At 34.8% G+C, this 17540-nt stretch carries 19 protein-coding genes and 2 pseudogenes; 13 read left to right on the forward strand and 8 right to left on the reverse strand.

The window, feature by feature from the left end:
• Window positions 1–5 precede the first annotated feature (5 nt).
• Window positions 6–767: an amino acid ABC transporter ATP-binding protein gene (locus tag OCV53_RS03240; protein WP_055196566.1), complete on the forward strand. Its 762-nt coding sequence runs from the start codon at window positions 6–8 to the stop codon at window positions 765–767.
• A gap of 34 nt (window positions 768–801) precedes the next feature.
• Window positions 802–2169, forward strand: coding sequence for a citrate/2-methylcitrate synthase (locus OCV53_RS03245; RefSeq protein WP_055196567.1), 1368 nt, complete (start codon window positions 802–804; stop codon window positions 2167–2169).
• A 349-nt stretch (window positions 2170–2518) separates the two neighbouring features.
• Here the strand turns inward: OCV53_RS03245 and OCV53_RS03250 are convergent, their stop codons facing one another.
• Both OCV53_RS03250 and OCV53_RS03255 read right to left on the reverse strand, forming a co-directional pair.
• Entirely contained in the window at window positions 2519–2719 is a 201-nt protein-coding gene (locus OCV53_RS03250; RefSeq protein WP_022374197.1) for a cold-shock protein, read from the reverse strand.
• A gap of 206 nt (window positions 2720–2925) precedes the next feature.
• Entirely contained in the window at window positions 2926–3351 is a 426-nt protein-coding gene (locus OCV53_RS03255; RefSeq protein ID WP_022374198.1) for a hypothetical protein, read from the reverse strand.
• Between the two features lie 147 nt (window positions 3352–3498).
• Here OCV53_RS03255 and OCV53_RS03260 point away from each other — a divergent pair, with 147 nt between their 5' ends.
• Window positions 3499–3954, forward strand: a complete 456-nt coding sequence (locus OCV53_RS03260) for a PaaI family thioesterase (RefSeq protein WP_022374199.1) — start codon at window positions 3499–3501, stop codon at window positions 3952–3954.
• Window positions 3955–4019: 65 nt separating this feature from the next.
• Here OCV53_RS03260 and OCV53_RS03265 read toward each other — a convergent pair whose 3' ends face one another.
• Entirely contained in the window at window positions 4020–5093 is a 1074-nt protein-coding gene (locus OCV53_RS03265) for an iron-containing alcohol dehydrogenase family protein (RefSeq protein ID WP_022374200.1), read from the reverse strand.
• A 226-nt stretch (window positions 5094–5319) separates the two neighbouring features.
• Here OCV53_RS03265 and OCV53_RS03270 point away from each other — a divergent pair, with 226 nt between their 5' ends.
• The 4 genes and pseudogenes from OCV53_RS03270 (at window position 5320) to spoIIID (ending at window position 8121) form a co-directional block, all read left to right on the forward strand.
• The gene (locus OCV53_RS03270; RefSeq protein WP_022374201.1) at window positions 5320–6420 is read left to right on the forward strand and encodes a GTP-binding protein; all 1101 of its coding nucleotides are present in this window, start codon (window positions 5320–5322) and stop codon (window positions 6418–6420) included.
• Between the two features lie 18 nt (window positions 6421–6438).
• Entirely contained in the window at window positions 6439–7392 is a 954-nt protein-coding gene (locus tag OCV53_RS03275; protein ID WP_022374202.1) for a TIGR03943 family putative permease subunit, read from the forward strand.
• A gap of 102 nt (window positions 7393–7494) precedes the next feature.
• Window positions 7495–7677, forward strand: a pseudogene (locus OCV53_RS12510) (MATE family efflux transporter); the annotation flags it as partial.
• Between the two features lie 195 nt (window positions 7678–7872).
• A complete protein-coding gene (spoIIID, locus tag OCV53_RS03285; RefSeq protein ID WP_022374204.1) occupies window positions 7873–8121 on the forward strand; it encodes a sporulation transcriptional regulator SpoIIID in 249 nt (82 codons plus the stop codon).
• A gap of 60 nt (window positions 8122–8181) precedes the next feature.
• Here spoIIID and OCV53_RS03290 read toward each other — a convergent pair.
• Window positions 8182–8367, reverse strand: a pseudogene (locus OCV53_RS03290) (helix-turn-helix domain-containing protein); the annotation flags it as partial.
• A 213-nt stretch (window positions 8368–8580) separates the two neighbouring features.
• On the opposite strand from OCV53_RS03290, the gene OCV53_RS03295 reads away from it, so the two are divergent.
• On the forward strand, window positions 8581–8715 hold the full coding sequence (locus OCV53_RS03295; RefSeq protein ID WP_022374205.1) for a hypothetical protein: 135 nt from the start codon (window positions 8581–8583) through the stop codon (window positions 8713–8715).
• A gap of 994 nt (window positions 8716–9709) precedes the next feature.
• Here the strand turns inward: OCV53_RS03295 and OCV53_RS03300 are convergent.
• From OCV53_RS03300 to OCV53_RS03310, 3 genes are all read right to left on the reverse strand, one after another.
• Window positions 9710–10816: a radical SAM/SPASM domain-containing protein gene (locus OCV53_RS03300; protein WP_022374206.1), complete on the reverse strand. Its 1107-nt coding sequence runs from the start codon at window positions 10814–10816 to the stop codon at window positions 9710–9712.
• A 55-nt stretch (window positions 10817–10871) separates the two neighbouring features.
• Complete coding sequence (locus OCV53_RS03305) at window positions 10872–11288, reverse strand: hypothetical protein (protein ID WP_055196568.1); 417 nt, start codon at window positions 11286–11288, stop codon at window positions 10872–10874.
• Window positions 11289–11388: 100 nt separating this feature from the next.
• Window positions 11389–11544, reverse strand: coding sequence for a hypothetical protein (locus tag OCV53_RS03310; RefSeq protein ID WP_155492454.1), 156 nt, complete (start codon window positions 11542–11544; stop codon window positions 11389–11391).
• 259 nt (window positions 11545–11803) lie between these two features.
• Between OCV53_RS03310 and OCV53_RS03315 the strand changes: the two genes are divergently transcribed.
• From OCV53_RS03315 to OCV53_RS03335, 5 genes are all read left to right on the forward strand, one after another.
• Entirely contained in the window at window positions 11804–12211 is a 408-nt protein-coding gene (locus OCV53_RS03315; RefSeq protein WP_055196569.1) for a hypothetical protein, read from the forward strand.
• Window positions 12212–12576: 365 nt separating this feature from the next.
• Complete coding sequence (locus OCV53_RS12400) at window positions 12577–12864, forward strand: Rpn family recombination-promoting nuclease/putative transposase (protein WP_242852099.1); 288 nt, start codon at window positions 12577–12579, stop codon at window positions 12862–12864.
• A 466-nt stretch (window positions 12865–13330) separates the two neighbouring features.
• Window positions 13331–14575: a helix-turn-helix transcriptional regulator gene (locus OCV53_RS03325; protein ID WP_022374652.1), complete on the forward strand. Its 1245-nt coding sequence runs from the start codon at window positions 13331–13333 to the stop codon at window positions 14573–14575.
• Window positions 14572–15519, forward strand: a complete 948-nt coding sequence (locus tag OCV53_RS03330; RefSeq protein WP_055196570.1) for a WYL domain-containing protein — start codon at window positions 14572–14574, stop codon at window positions 15517–15519. Before OCV53_RS03325 ends, OCV53_RS03330 begins: the two co-directional genes overlap by 4 nt.
• 30 nt (window positions 15520–15549) lie before the next feature.
• Complete coding sequence (locus OCV53_RS03335) at window positions 15550–16755, forward strand: RtcB family protein (RefSeq protein WP_055196571.1); 1206 nt, start codon at window positions 15550–15552, stop codon at window positions 16753–16755.
• Between the two features lie 60 nt (window positions 16756–16815).
• Here the strand turns inward: OCV53_RS03335 and OCV53_RS03340 are convergent, their stop codons facing one another.
• A complete protein-coding gene (locus tag OCV53_RS03340; RefSeq protein ID WP_022374649.1) occupies window positions 16816–17433 on the reverse strand; it encodes a hypothetical protein in 618 nt (205 codons plus the stop codon).
• Between the last annotated feature and the right edge of the window lie 107 nt (window positions 17434–17540).

The raw sequence follows: 17540 nt of genomic DNA on the forward strand, positions 1-17540 counted from the left end.
AGAAGATGAGTATTTTATCCGTTAAAAACTTAGAGAAGAAATTCGGAGATCTTACCGTATTGAAAGATATTTCCTTCGACATCAATGACGGCGAGATCATTTCGATCATTGGATCATCAGGATCAGGAAAATCAACATTACTGCGTTGTATGAATCAGTTAGAGACGATCACATCTGGAACGATCACAATCGATGGAAAGACATTGGTTGAGACCAAGAATGGGACACCAGTTTACGCAGGCAAAGATGTGTTGAAAGAAATTTTAATGGAAACAGGATTTGTATTCCAGAACTTTAATCTGTTTCCACATTATAGTGTTTTAAGAAATGTAATGGAGGCCCCTGTATGTGTTGCAGGAGTTCCTAAGAAACAGGCAGAAGAAAAGGCAATGGAGCTGTTAAAGAAATTAGGTCTTGAGACAAAGGCAGATGCTTATCCATGTGAATTGTCTGGTGGACAGTCACAGCGAGTATCGATCGCAAGAGCATTAGCCTTAGAGCCAAAGATCTTATTCTTTGATGAGCCGACATCTGCACTCGATCCGGAGTTAACTGGAGAAGTATTAAAAGTTATCAAATCGCTGACAGATCTTCATATTACAATGGTGATCGTCACACATGAGATGGCTTTTGCAAAAGAAATTTCAGACAGGATCATTTTTATGGATAAAGGAGTCATCATTGAAGATGCATCTCCAGATGAGGTATTTAGTTCTGATAATGAAAGAACACGAGAATTCCTTGGAAAATACCATGATGTAAACTAGAAACGATAGCAATTGCTAGAAGGGAGAAAAAACGATGGTTAAAGATATGCCGAACAAGTTTTCAGAGGTAACCCCTGAGATTAAAGAACTGGCTAAGAAATGTAATAAGAAGATCGACGAAGAATTATTTGCAAAATATGACGTCAAAAGAGGTCTTCGTAAACGTAACGGTGAAGGTGTCCTTGCAGGATTAACTGACATTTCCATGATCAATGCTTATACAATGATCGACCGTGAAGTTGTACCGTGTGAAGGTAAATTATATTATCGGGGAATTGACATCGAAGATATCGTAAAGGGATTTATTGAAGAAGACCGTTTTGGATTCGAAGAGACAGCATATTTACTGTTGTTTGGAGAACTCCCTAATAAAGATGAGCTTAAACAGTTTGAAGGAATGCTTGGAGAATACAGACAGCTTCCTACAAACTTCGTAAGAGATATCATCATGAAAGCACCAAGCCGTGACATGATGAATACATTAGCACGAAGTGTCTTAACACTATTTTCATATGATGATAATGCAAGCGATATCTCACTGCCAAATGTACTGCGCCAGTGCATCCAGTTGATCGCACTATTCCCAGTACTTTCTGTGTACGCATATCAGGCATATAATCATTATGAAAGAGGAGAAAGTTTATTCATCCATCTTCCAGCCCCAGAATTGTCTACAGCAGAGAATATCCTGCATTTATTAAGACCAGACAGCAAATACACAAAACTGGAAGCAAAATTATTAGATATGGCGTTAGTACTTCACGCAGAGCATGGTGGAGGTAACAACTCTACATTTACAACACACGTTGTATCATCATCAGGAACCGATACATACTCAGCGATCGCAGCGGCTCTTTGCTCATTAAAAGGACCAAAACATGGTGGTGCAAACATCAAAGTTGTACAGATGTTTGACGACCTGAAAGCTAATGTAAAAGATTGGTCAAATGAAGATGAAATTCGTGAGTATTTGTTAAAACTGCTGAATAAAGAAGCATTTGATAAAGCAGGATTGATCTATGGTATGGGACACGCAGTTTACTCACTGTCTGACCCACGTTCCAAGATTTTATCACGCTTTGTAAAACAGCTTTCAGAAGAAAAAGGAAGAGAAGAAGAATATCATTTATATACAACTGTAGAACGTCTCGCAAAACAGGTCATCGGCGAGAAGAGAAAGATCTACAAAGGAGTCAGTGCAAACATCGACTTCTATAGTGGGTTTATCTACAGCATGTTAGGATTACCACATCAGTTATATACACCATTATTTGCAATCGCACGTATCGTTGGATGGTCTGCACATCGAATGGAAGAATTGACGAATGGTAATCGTATTATTCGTCCAGCTTATAAGGCTGTGGCACCACGGAAAGAATATACACCAATCAATGATCGTTAATTTCTGTCACATAAAACTGAAGTCTATCGAAATCACTATACAGAGTGTATGTTATAGGGTATTGGCTGATAAGTTTTGTATTCGTTAACGGAAGATTAAAGAGACTTATGAACACCGATTTGATGGGATGTTTGAAATACATTCTAACTTCATATATATCTTCTGTCTGAGAAAACCTCAGTTTAAAGCCAGTAACATTTTCCATACACACCCACTAGTGGTTTCGATTACGTAAATTATTTGAATATTATAAAAAGGGTTATCTGTCTGAGACGCACTCTCGCTCGACTCAGACAGATAACCCTTTTTATAATATTCCACCAATAACTTCCGTCATCAAACCAGCAAATTAAAATTTCACAACATTACATGCCTGTTTTCCGCGTGGTCCTTCTTCAATATCAAAACTTACCTGCTGTCCTTCTTCTAAAGTCTTAAATCCTTCACCCTGGATTGCAGAAAAATGTACAAACACATCATCTCCAGATTCCTGTGAAATAAATCCATAACCTTTTTCTGCATTAAACCATTTTACTGTACCATTACTCATCTGGGTACCTCTACTTTCTTATTAATAAAAAATACATGTAACTGTTAATGACAGCCATTTTAATAAAAATTCTTTATAAAAAAGAAAAAGTCCACGAACCATTACTTGTTTTATGCATTCATAGAAATAAATAAATGCATCCGTATCGGTCGTGAACATTAAAATCTATCAATAACAAAATTAATCATAGCACAATGATTTGACGATTACAAATATTTTTTTAAATCATTGATACTTTTTTCATGAAGGGAAATAAGCTTCTCACCAAAGTGTTTTGCTTCTTTTGAAGCGTCACAGTAGAGATGACTTTTTTGGATTGCCTTCACCATTCCCATCGTATATCCCTGAATGCACATTTCAGCAAGATGGCTGACATTTTTATCACTCATGGCTTTTAATTTTGTCATCCATTCAGAATAGGTTTTTAATAGATCATTTAATTCTTCAGTAGAATCTCCATTTGAAGTAATAGCGTCTTTTACAGAGTCTGATAAATTTTGATATGATTCCTCCTGCCCAACGATCAGAGCTTTAAAATCACAATCTGTTGTGATCTTACGAATTTCTGGGATTGTTTCTAAAACCATTGCAATGTTTTGATAAATACTGTTTAATAAATTTTCATTGTCCATAATTAAAACTCCTTTTTCTTATAGGATACCGAATATCGTAATTTCTATACATCAAGAGAATAAAATATGATAAAATGTCAGACAGAAAATGAAACATATATATCGTTTATATACAAAATATAAAGTACGATACAGGAGAAAAATAAGATGAGTAAAGAAAATTTTGAAAAGCAGATCAGAAAACGAATGAATGAATTAGAAAAGATAAATGCATATGGAGTGTTTAAGGAACTAAAAGGAAAGATCACGGGATTTGATTATGATACGAAAAGTCTTACAATGACCTATGAGGCAACAAAATTTCATGAAAATGCATTTGGTATTATGTTTGGTGGATCAATTGTAGGAATGTTTGATATTACATTTGGAACATTAACCGCAGGTTTAGGAGATTATAGTGTAGCACCGACTGTACAACTGTCTACAACATTTTTAAAAGGAATTCCAACAGGAGCAATTGTAAGAATTGAGGCAGAAGCAGTGTCTGCTGGTAAAACGATCATGAATTTTGTTGGAAAAGCATATGTAGAACAAGAGCTCATGGCAACTGCTAGTGGAACATTTATGACACCAAAGCCCTTTAAAAAATTTATAGAAGAATGATAAAAGTAACTGTAAAATAATTTTAATAGTGCCTGTTCACAAACAGTGAGCAGGCACTAAATTTTTTAGAAAGAAACTTCTTCAATTTTTTTTACAGCATCAAGGATCATATCAGGAGTTACTTCATAAGGCCATTTACGAACATCAATTCCAGACAAAGCCTTTGTGATCACAGCATCCATATCATCAAGCGTTGCATGAATATCTGCAAGCTTTACAGGGAATCCCATATTTTTAGAAAATTCATAGATCTTTTTAAATTCATCTTCCTGATGATCGACCTTTAATAAGATCAGGATACAATAAGCAACGATCTCGCCATGCAGATGTCCATGTTCTTCGGTAGATCTGCAAACGGTAAATCCATTATAGCATGCATGTGCAAGGCCCGTATTTAGATCAATACCTACAAGGTTTGATACAAAGCCAGTAGAAACAATAATTCCAAGAATAACTTCTTCTAAAGCTTTTCCTGGTCTGTGATTTTTACATTCTTCCAAAGCTTCTACACCATATTTTACTAATGGCTTTGCACACAGGTTACTGATCTGTACTCCCATAGAAGTACTGTGGTCTAATTCATCACCATCACCACGTGCACTTGTCGTACATTCATAAAATTTCGCCATTGTATCACCAATTCCAGCCCACAGATATTTTACAGGCGCATTGGCAATTACTTGTGTATTGATAAAGATCCATTCAGAAGGTTTTTCCTGAAAAGAATATTCACGAAGGGAACCATCTGGGTGATAGATGATACCAAGGGATGTGCAGGAAGCACAAGTAGAAGCAATCGTTGGAAATGTAAAGAATGGGCGTTTACTTTCCTGCGCTAATACTTTACAAGTATCAATCGCTTTTCCACCACCACAGGCAAAGATCATATCAGCATCAACGACTTCTTGATGAGAATTTAATTCATCAATATGCTCACGGCTTGCTTCACCACCATATTCGAAGACGCCTGTAATCGTAATCTTGCTGTCTTTGACGGCCTCTTTGATCAGATCAGCGGCAGCGGCTAAAGCACGCTTTCCACCGATGATCACAGCTTTTGTTCCGTATTTTTCACATACCATAGGGATGTCGGAATATGCGTCGGTTCCAATGGAGTAATTTGGGTAATATTTTCTCATAAGTGTTATAACTCCTTCTATTTTAATTGTTTTTATTATACTCCGGAAAGAATGTTTTGACAAATTTGATGGAAGTAGTAAAATAGCTTTATATGGGGTATTTTACATGGTACCTGAAAACTTAAGGTGGCAAGTAACATACTGAGCGTAAGTACTTTAACTAATAAGAACTTAAGATAATAGGGAACTTACGGAACGAACTAATACAAAAGGAAGGTAATATAAAATGGCAAAGATTGATATTATATCAGGATTTTTAGGGGCAGGTAAAACAACACTGATCCAGAAATTATTAAAAGAAGCATTAAAAGGAGAGAAAGTCGTACTGATCGAGAATGAATTTGGTGAGATCGGTATTGATGGTGGATTCTTAAAAGATGCAGGAATCGAAGTAACAGAGATGAATTCAGGATGTATCTGTTGTTCCTTAGTTGGAGACTTTGGAAGTGCATTAAAAGAAGTTGTAACACAGTATGATCCAGACCGTATCATCATTGAACCATCAGGAGTTGGTAAATTATCTGATGTGATCAAAGCGGTACAGGGTGTTGCAGAAGATGTTGATTTAGACTTAAACAGTTTTGTAACAGTTGCAGATGCAAAGAAATGCAAGATGTATATCAAAAACTTCGGTGAGTTCTACAATAATCAGGTAGAATATGCAGGATCTATCATTTTAAGCCGTACAGGAGATGTAGCAGAAGATAAGTTAAATGAAAGCGTAGCACTTCTTCGTGAACATAATGAAAAAGCAGCGATCATCACAACACCATGGGATGAACTTTCAGGAGAACAGATCTTAAAAGTTATGGAAGACGGAAATGATATGGCCAAAGAATTATTAGAAGAAGAGGAAATCTGCCCTGTATGCGGTGGACATCATGACCATGAACACGAACATGAGCATCATCATCATGATCATGACGAAGAATGCGGATGCGGATGCGGACACGATCATGAACACGAACATCATCATCACGATCATGACGAAGAATGCGGATGTGGATGCGGACATGACCATGATCATGATCATCATCACCACCATCATCATGCAGATGAAGTATTTACAAGCTGGGGTAAAGAAACACCTAAGAAATATAAGAAAGAAGAACTGGAAGAAATCTTACAGAAATTATCTAAAGATGACAGTTATGGCATGATCTTAAGGTCCAAAGGTATCTTACAGACAGAAGACGGATCATGGGTTCAGTTTGACCTTGTTCCAGGGGAATATGAAATCCGTGAAGGAAGTGCGGATTACACAGGAAGAATCTGTGTCATTGGATCTAAATTAAAAGAAGATGAATTAGAAGGTTTATTCTTTTAAATAACAGGAGGAAAAAAGATGTACGAAATACCGGCATACCTGGTATGGGGATTTTTAGAGAGTGGAAAATCCACATTGATTAAAGAAACATTAAGCCAGGATTATTTTAATGACGGCGAGAAAACAATGATCCTTACATTTGAAGAAGGAGAAGTCGAATATGACAAAGAAATGCTGGAGAAGACAAATTCTTTCGTGATCAATATTGAAAAAATAGAAGATTTTACAAAAGAATTTGTCAGAGCATGTCAGAGAAATTATTATCCAGATCGTGTTATGATCGAATACAATGGAATGTATTCCATTGATGATCTGATGGATGTGATCGATGAGACAGATCTTGAATTATATCAGGCGATCGTAACGGTTGATGCATCCACAGCTGATATGTATCTAAAGAACATGAAATCTTTATTTATGGAAATGTTTAAGATGGCAGATCTTGTCATTTTCAACCGCTGTGATGATAACACGAATATGGGAAGTTTCCGAAGAAGTATCAAAGCAGTTAATCCAAGAGCACAGGTAGGGTTCGAACGTGCCGATGGAAAAGAAATGGAACAGGATGAACTTCTTCCATATGATGTGAACGCAGAAGTGATCAAAGTCGAAGATGAAGATTATGGAATCTGGTATATTGATGCTATGGAACGTCCACAGGTTTATGAAGGAAAGACAGTGGAAATGCGAGTTCAGGTTCAGAGAAGTCCTAAGATGCCTCCAGGAATGATCATCCCTGGACGTAAAGCAATGACTTGCTGTGAAGATGATATGACATTTATCGGATATCTGTGTAGATTAAATCATACAAAATCTAAGACATTAAAGAGAATTCTCAATAATGAATGGGTTACATTAACAGCACAGATTCATTCAGAATACAACGAAGCATATGATAAGACAATGCCAATCCTGACAGCGATCCGTATTGAAAAATCAGAACCACCAAAAGAACAACTGGTATATTTCTAGATTTTAAAGTTAGGATAGGAAATAAAAATGCAGCGAAATTTAACAAAAGGACCGATTACGGTCAATTTATTACTTTTCGCCCTGCCATTAATGTTTGGAAATCTATTACAACAGCTGTACAATGTAGCAGACACCTGGGTTGTCGGAAGATACCTAGGTGCCAATGCATTTGCCGCCGCAGTGAAGATAGACTCCTTCGCATACATGCCAGTACAAGACTTCGGAAATGCATTTTCAACCTACGTGGCACAAAACTACGGGGCAAAGGAAGAAAAACGAATTAAAGGGAATCTGGATGTCAGTGCCGATAGGGTGGTTTTTGGCGGACATTATTGGAATTTTCTACTATTTTAAATCAAAATAATAGAAAAAGAAATTCCTTTTATTTTCCGCTAGCGAATATTCAACCAATAATTAACGTTATCAAACTCTAGAAACCTGCATAAACTGTAAAAACAACATTTACAGGGGGCTTTTCCATTGAAGAAATACATGGAAGAACGGGTTATTGAAAGTGCAACTTACATTATCGAGCACAATGCAACCGTCCGCCAGACAGCTAAGCAGTTTGGAGTCAGCAAAAGCACAGTACATAAGGATGTGACAGAACGATTAGAGATGATCAACAAAACACTTGCAAGACAAGCAAGGAAAGTGCTTGATATCAACAAATCGGAACGTCATATCCGGGGTGGGATGGCAACAAAGGAGAAATATCTTCATAAGTAATAAAAATAATACCATTCAACAAAAAATGTGAATGGTATTATTTTTATGCAAAACATATTGTTATTCATCTTCAGTAGAAGCTGTATATTTTTCATAAATCTGCATCAGATCACGTCTACGTTTTATATCAACTTTTGCAAATATATTATGAATATGAGCTTTTGTAGTACCAACGGAAATACATAAAGTTTCAATGATCTCTGTATTGTTCATATCATCAAGGAGTAGTTTTAAGATATCCTGTTCTCTTGTGGTTAATTAATATTTTTTACAGAACAGATAAAATTTAGAATAATCTGTTTCTTCATCTTCTTGTGTTGATAGAGCTGCATTAACCTCTGGTAAATAGATTCTGCAGGATTCTTTCACATCATAGGAAGAATGCACCATTAATTCAGCTATAATCTTAGTTAGCATACGGATACAGATCAAAGCAAGAAAGATGATCAAAGGATTACAATGGCAGAAATATTAAAAGAAGGAATGCTGGCCGAAGTGATCGTGTTAGATAGAAATCTGTTCGAGGTTAAGCCAAAAGAAATATTAGATACGAAAGTATTGGTTACGATCATGGACGGAGAGATTATCTATTAGAGGAAGTAAAAGGTGTGAAGTGGCGGAAGCTAAATTGAAAAGGAAGTAATCAGAAAGTGCAACTTATATATTTGATTAATTATTCAGTTAAAGGGATAAAATCATTAGATGAAGATGTGAAACTATCATTTTATAAAAAACAATTTCTAAAAATCCAGATATGAATGGATATAATATCAAAGGAATTTACGGAATGAATGGATCGGGAAAATCGGGAATAGTGACTTCAGTTAAGATTTTAAAGAGTATTCTTACAGATTCAGGTTATTTAAACAATCCAATTATCCATTGAAAGCGATTTTATGGTGAAAATTCTTGATTCTCTTGTTGTATGTCGTTATAAGTTAATTTTATCAAAAGATGTTACAGGAAGATACTATTGTATATAAGCGATTATCTACAAAAAAAGCTACTTCAAGAAGTGATAATATGAAAATTATTTTTGAAGTTATTAATGGAAATATAAAAATATAGAAATATAGAAATATTAGAGATTGATGATGGCGAATTATTGAAGGATGTAATTGAAAAAACAAGAAATTTACTGACGATGGAATCAATGAGTAGTTTATTTTATGAAAAATTTTTAATTCCAGAGGCAAAGAAAAAAACATTACAAAATATAATGGAAAAGAGTATATATATGGTTACTTTTTTTCTTTGGAAGAAAACTACATGTTTATTTAGATCAATCATTAGAGGAAAAAGGTCGCCAGGAAGGACGATTAGAAGGCAGATTACAAGGACAAACCGAAAATAAGCTTAAGTTAATCGTGAAAAAAATCCATAAAAATAAATCTTTTGACCAAATTGTAGATGAGTTAGAAGAAGGTGCGGATGTTGTGCAGCCTTTGTATGATTTTGTATTGAAGCATATAGATTTGAACGAGGATGAAATGGTTCAGAAGTATCTTGAGAATATTGAATAACTTATTATCTATAAAATATGGAGAAGGAAGTCCTTTATGCAACTTCTTTCTCCATATTTTGCTTCTTAGTAAAACTCTTTTAAATTACTAACTGTTTCCTTCGTATATTCACATAAATATTTTGAAACGCCCTCAGAATCTCCACATTCTGCAATCGCTGCCGCTGCACATGTATTACATACATGTCTTAATTTACATTGATTACATTCCATGCTTGTTTTGATCTCTTCTGTTTCTTTCACGATCTTATTCCACAATGTCATAAAATCATCCGTTGTGTCAAAGGCATCATAACTTGGCTGATCTAACACGACACATGAACGTATCATACCTTGCCAATTAATAACAAACGAACTCTGCCCAGCCCGGCATGTCATATGCCCAGGACAGGCATCTCCTTCTTCTGTATGTTCTGCCAGATAAATGGTCTGCTTCGCATATTGCTCAAAAAGTTCATCCCCCATTTCCCGGTGTAAGATTTCAACCCTTGCCTTTGCAGCATCCTCTGGGTTTAATCTCTCATGAAAATTAAAAGGAGTTGTCCGCTCACGCACGGATGGATACATATAAGTATCGATCCGAACTGGGATATCATACTTTTCTCCGATATCTATGATTTCCATCCTGTCATGAAAATTCTTCTTCACAAGGCTTCCATTGATCTTGACATCAATCTTATATTTTTTTAATAATTCAATCCCTCTGATCGTTTTGTCAAATCCATCCTTCATATGGCATAGCTTCTCGTATGTCTCATTCTTTGATCCATATAAAGTTATATTTATCCTTCTTGGCTTATTCTTCGCAAAAAATTCCGCCCATTCCTCATTGATCAACGTCCCATTGGTATTGAGCGTAAGGATCATACCCATATCTTTTAATGCACAGTATAATTCTTTAAATTGAGGGAATAATAAAGGCTCTCCACCCGTTAACAACAAGAACAATGTCCCTGCATCTTTCATTTGCTTTGCAAGGGAAATCCATTCATCCAAACTTCGCAATCTTCCTTGGGACTGCATTTCTTGTTTGGATAAATGGACGTAGCACATGTCACAGTTTAAGTTGCAGAGAGGCAATAACTCCAGTACTCCATAAAGCGGAATACGGTTCCTTGCTGCCTTTGCGAAAAGTTGGCGTTCGAAGGTAGTGTTAGTGTCAAATAGGTCCATGATCACTCTCCCTGTAATAAAAAAGAACCGGTAGGTCGGTTCTTTTTTGTATTTTTTATGATTTCGCTGTTGACCATTCATTTATATTTAAATTAGTTGTACAATGCACGTTATTTCCATCCTCCCCTCTCCAAACAATAACATTTAAAAGAGTATCTCCTCTCAAATAATATCCATCCCTAAATTCATCCTTTGAATTAGCTTTATGTGTCGTGTCACATGCATGATATAAACTAGTTAAATATTTGTCTGCCGAATATTTCTTTGGCTTTCCATTAACCCAGTCTCTTCCCCCTTCTGTTTGTAACCCTGCTTTTCCATTTGTCTCCAAATAAACTGTACCATAACGATCATTCCTTCCTGCATTACATTGAAAATTATAAACCTTTCCACTCTCTCCACAAGCCGCCACATACTCATTCGGTGTAAATTCTTCTATATAAGCACTTGGTCTTTCATATCTTTTTTTCATAATCTTTTCCCCTTTCCTTCTATACAAATTCTATCTTCATCTTATATTGCACATTCTGCAATATCTTTTTTCATGACTATATTATACTAGAATCTTCCATTTAATGCAATAAACCATCTGTAAAAGGCATCTTTTTTTCGTAATCTGCTATTTCAATATACATATCCTGAATGACACCTGTAATACAAGCAGCTATGTATTCGTTTGCCTTGAATACTTCTTCATAAGCCATTGGCTTTTCATACATTCTCTTCATAACAACTTCCCCTTTCATAATCTTATATTTCAACAAACCGTCATCTTTTGATTTAATATTTTAACTTTATTATAGTCTGAAATCCTGGATTTTTCAATCATTTGTAAAAAAATACTTATTTTTTCGCAATCTACCAGTAAATAATCTTAAGTTCACATGTAATCTCTTCTCATATCATAATTTCCTTATATAATGATGTTGTATATTTTAAGGGGAAGTATACTTATTACGACTAAATTAATACATTAGGGGGAATTTTATGAAACGAAAATACGAACGTCCTATGGCTTTTGAAGAAACATTTATGACCAATGAGTATGTAGCCGCTTGCTGGGGTGTTGCCTGCTCAATAGATTCTGCCAATAAAGTGGATAAAGGTCATTATGGAGTAGATCATGTTGCTAAACATTGTGGACTTGATACAAATCAGCATATTTACACAAATTCAAAAGGTGTTGCAGTTTCTATGATCGAAGAAGGAACTGATGGTTTAGGAAATTTACCTTGTAATTTATACACTGATTCCAGTTATCGATATTCAAAATCCTACTCTTCTGTTAAACAAGGAGACTACATTTATTGGACAACTACGAGTAGTGATGGTCGAACTTGGCATCATCAAGGACGTGTAAAATCTACATACAAAAACAGACCAAATCATTCTTAATTTTATACTGATAATAACAAAAGAGATAGGTTTTTATTCAATGTCATTAAGTTAAGATGACATTGGTTCGTCCCTAACTCTTTTTCATTATCTTTAAAATTTTATTTCTCACTTTACCATTCATATAATATTCGTTTAATTTGTTCTTAAGATATTGAAATTTTGTTTTGGATGTTTCCTCTACTACTTTTCCAATGATTTAGAACTTATCAGACGAATTCTGTGTTAACACTCAATAATTATCTGTTAAGAAATAATCTGCTATCGCTCTCGGCAGCTCATATCTTCTTTTTTGTTTCATTATTTATGCTTATCTTATTTTACATATATTGACATTTATTCTTGCTTTTGCTAGTATGATCACAATGAAGAAAACGGATCGATTACACAGCGTTCTTACAATATGTATTTACTATGGGGAAAATCCATGGGACGGTCCTCATTCCCTAATTGATATGCTAGAAATCCCAGATACTTTTAAACCTTTAATTTCGGATTATAAATTTAACTTAATTGAACTTCGTAAAAGCGAATATTTAAAATTTCACAACGACGATGTCAACACAATATTCAATATTAGCAGATTTATTTTTGATGAAAAATATGATAAAATCACTGATATATACAAAGAAAAAATATATCATCCGAATTAGCCATGGTAATTGGTTGCATTACTGAATCACAAAAATTAATTAACGATGCTATAAAATCTGAGCAAAAAGAAGAATAAGCAAAAGATAAACTGGATCAGACTTGCAAAAAAGAATCGGATACCTACGGATTGTAACTATAGTAATCCCCGTATTAGATATGATGGAATCAACTGGTGGATCACAGTAGGCATTGAATACGAAGACTCTGTTAGTGTTTCCTCCAATGATGGGATAGGGATTGATTTAGGGATTAAAGATTTAGCGATATGTACTGATACGTTAGTCAGGAATTAACGCCTATGGAGAGTACAGGAACTTGTGAGTAGTACATGAATTGATTCGTTACAAAAGCATACTCGTTGAAGTAGGAATGAAACATAAAGGTTTATAACTTTTTATAAGTTTTCAGTAACGGTACTTGACAGCTATGAAGAGTTGAACAGAAAAGTGTAAACGAGGTGAAACCATGGCATACAAAGAATTGATCAAAAACTTCAACCGTATCCGTAGCTATATGCGGGAATTCTATGTCTATGGTTTCAAAAAACGAGAAGAATACACAAGAAAAAGCCCAAGATCTTATGATAATGAACGCCGCCGCATAGAAAGTATCCTAGGAAATTATATACAATTTCACCAAACAGAAAATGGGAAAAATGTCTTTTTATCCATCGACAGTCGGATCACAGAACATAATCCATTGTATCAGGCATGGAAGATAAAGAGTTTTACTGATGGTGATATCACGTTCCATTTTATCATAATGGATATTTTAGAATCAGCAAAAGAAAGTCTTTCCATTCATGAGATTACAAAGCAAGTAGATCAATATCTTTCTGTATTTGAAAGTCCAAAAGTATTTGATGAGTCAACAATCCGCAAGAAATTAAGAGAATATGTGAACGAGGGAATCATAGAAACTGAAAAATGTGGAAAAACATTATATTATAAGAAATCAGATCAAATTTATAAAGGGAATATAGATATTTTAGATTATTTCTCAGAAATAGTACCATGCGGGGTGATAGGTTCATTTTTGCTGGACCAGCAGCTAAAACATAAAGGAAAATTTGCATTTAAACATCACTACATCACAGGAACGATGGATAGTGATGTGATGTGTCAGTTATTCGAAGCAATGCAGAAGAAAAGCAGTGTGACAATTCAAATGCTTCAAAAAAGGACAGGCAATAAGACAAAAATGAAAGTAATTCCATTACAAATTTTCATCAGCGTACAAAGTGGCAGACAGTACTTGATGGCGTACAGCCAACAGTTTAAACGAATTTCATCTTTCAGACTAGATCGTATAATATCAGTAAAAATAGAAAAAGAAGATAAAGATTTTCAAGAATTAAGAAAAAAATTGAAACACATGAAGAAACACATATGGGGTGTCAGCACAACTTCAAGGTCAGGAGAGAGGATGGAGACTGTAGAGTTTACAGTTCATTATGAAGAAAATGAACCATATATCCATCAAAGACTGGAACGGGAAAAGAGATGCGGAAAAGTCAAAAAGATTGATGATCATACAAGCCGTTTTTATGCAGAAGTATACGATGCAAGTGAACTAGTGCCATGGATCAGGACTTTTCTATGCAGGATCACAGAAATTCATTTTTCAAACAAGATTTTGGAAACCCAGTTTAAAAGAGATATTCAAAAAATGTATGAACTATATGATCTGGAAGGTGGTGAAGTACAATGATATTTCATGAAATTTACAGTGTGTATTATCAGACAGTTGCCAAAATTCTGGAGGTAGCATTAGATCATCCATTAAAGAAAGATGAGATATGTAAGATTATAGAGAAATATGCATTTTCAGAAAGTGTACTAAGCATAGAACCAGCACTAAGAGAACAAAAATGGCAGTTGATTAGGTCAGATGGAACAACGGTTCTAAAGGATCATCCATCCATGCCACTTACAACAATTCAAAAACGATGGTTAAAATCCATCTGCCAAGATCCAAGAATTCATTTATTTCAAGATGATCTGAAAGAAATAGACTTTCCAGAGATAGAACCATTATTTACTCTAGATGATTTCTATATCTTTGACCAATATCAAGATGGAGATGATTATACAGATAAAGTTTATATTAGAAATTTCAGAATGATCCTTGACGCGATTAAGAATCAATACCCGTTAGAAATTACTACATATAATCATAAAGGCCAAAAAGTATCAATGAAGATTTTGCCGAAATATCTTGAATATTCCGAAAAAGATGATAAATTCCGTGTCGCAGGATTTGGAAGCAGATTAGGTGGAACAGTGAATCTTGGAAGGATTATAAGCTGTGAACGTGCAGAAATAAGTGAAAATGCAGAGTTGATACATAGAATTCCACCAAGGAAAAGAAGAGTCATCTTTGAACTTAAAGATGAAAGAAATGCTTTAGAAAGAGCCCTGTTACACTTTGCACATTTTCCAAAGAAAGCAGAAAGAATTGAGAGAAACCAATATCAGATTACCATTGATTATGATAAAGATGATGAGACAGAGATGGTAATTCGTATTTTATCTTTTGGTCCCATGTTCAAAGTTGTACAGCCAGATCATTTTGTAAATTTAATCAAGGAACGTTTAAGAAAACAAAAAAGTTCGCAACTTTTTTTCCATGATAAGAAACATATTTCCAGATAGAATAAAGAAAAAAAGAAAGGAATGAGAAATATGTTAGAAATCAAAGGAAAAGTAAATACAGCAATCTGTTACGCAAAAGTAATTGAAGAAGAAGCTATCGAGCAGATTAGGACGATGTGCGACTATGAACTGACAAGAAACAGCAAAATCCGTATTATGCCGGATGTCCATGCAGGAGCTGGATGTACGATTGGAACAACAATGACTGTCATTGATAAAGCATGTCCAAATGTTGTCGGAGTTGATATTGGATGTGGAATGTATACAGTGAAATTAAAAGAGAAAGAATTAGATTTCGAAAAAATAGATGAAGCATGTCATTATATTCCTTCTGGAAAGAATGTATGGGAAGGCAGAGAAGAACGACTTAATCTTGAACAATTACGATGCAGAAGAAATCTAAACAATACAAAAAGATTGGAACGATCCCTTGGAACACTTGGCGGTGGAAATCATTTTATTGAGATCGATCAGGCATCAGATGGAACATATTATTTAGTTATCCATTCAGGCAGCCGTAATTTGGGAAAACAGGTGGCAGAATATTATCAGCAGCTGGCAGTAGATCTTCACATGGGAAAAGAGGAATATTTTGCCAAAAGAGATGAAATCATAAAAACTTATAAGGCATCAGGGCGAAGAAAAGAGATACAAGAAGCATTAAAGGAATTAAAGAAAAGCTATAAAACAAAAGTTTTAAGCATTCCAGAAGATCTCTGCTGGTTATATGGAGAATTTTTAGAAGATTATTTACATGATGTAGAAATCTGTCAGTCATTTGCAAAAAGGAACAGAGAAAAAATGGCAGAGATCATTTTAGAAAGAACAGGAATGACAGCGGAAGAATCCTTCCACACAATTCACAATTACATCGACACAGAAGAGATGATTTTGAGAAAAGGCGCAATTGCAGCACATAAAGGGGAAAAATTACTGATTCCAGTCAATATGAGAGATGGTTCCATTCTGGCAATCGGAAAAGGAAACAAAGAATGGAATGATTCAGCACCACATGGTGCAGGCAGATTAATGTCAAGAACGAAGGCAAAAGATCAGTTAGATATGCAAGCATATAAAGAATCCATGAAAGGAATTTACACAACATCAGTTAATGAACAGACACTAGATGAAGCACCGATGGCTTATAAATCTTTGGAAGATATTATTGATGTGGTCAGAGAGTCAGTAAATGTGGTGGAAGTGATGAAGCCTGTATTTAATTTTAAGGCTTCATAATAAAAAATAATATCATTCGAGGAAATATAAATTCTGAGAATGATATTATTTTTATAAATATTATACTAATGAATTCTGATAATTCAACAAATCTGCCATAGGTTTTGACATATTCAAATACTGTCTCGTATTTCTCCTAAGATTATTCTTAGTTCCACCTTTAAGCATCTTATCATGTGTAGCAAAGAAGTCTTTATCTTCTTCAAAAGGTGTTCGAACAATATGAATATCCACAATCTCATCTAAGAACCGATTCTGATGAAAAATCTTTCTTGTGCACTCTTTCTTATATAAAGGATGCAGCTGATTTACCGTAAACTGGAAATAAAGAGAATTAAGTAACGGTTCATCACTGTCTAATAAAAACTGATAATCGCCATCCAAAATCTTCTGTCCCTGTTCCTTTGTCAGAGGAATTTTTGTCTTATCAACGACTGATCCGTTTCGTTTTCTCTGCATCAGATAAAGATCCTCGTCATTTTCCATATAAAAATAATATGTAAATGGGGAACTGTCCTCTGCTCCTTCAAACATTAATACCTTGACCGGAAGACTGATCATATATTTATCAGGAGATTTGGACAGGATGTATTCTTCCTGTGTCTGGTCATATTCAGCCTGGCTGATATTCTTCGTAACTTCGGTATAAGAAAGTTTTTCAATTGCTGTATTTTTCATGATAACTCCTAACCCGTGCTTTGTTATTAACTTCTCTTATTATATCAGAGGAATATGATAAAATCATGACCTATTTATAAAAAAACTATTAACAATTGATAGATTTT

It is taken from the genome of Anaerostipes amylophilus, from assembly GCF_025567365.1.
Taxonomy (GTDB): domain Bacteria; phylum Bacillota; class Clostridia; order Lachnospirales; family Lachnospiraceae; genus Anaerostipes; species Anaerostipes amylophilus.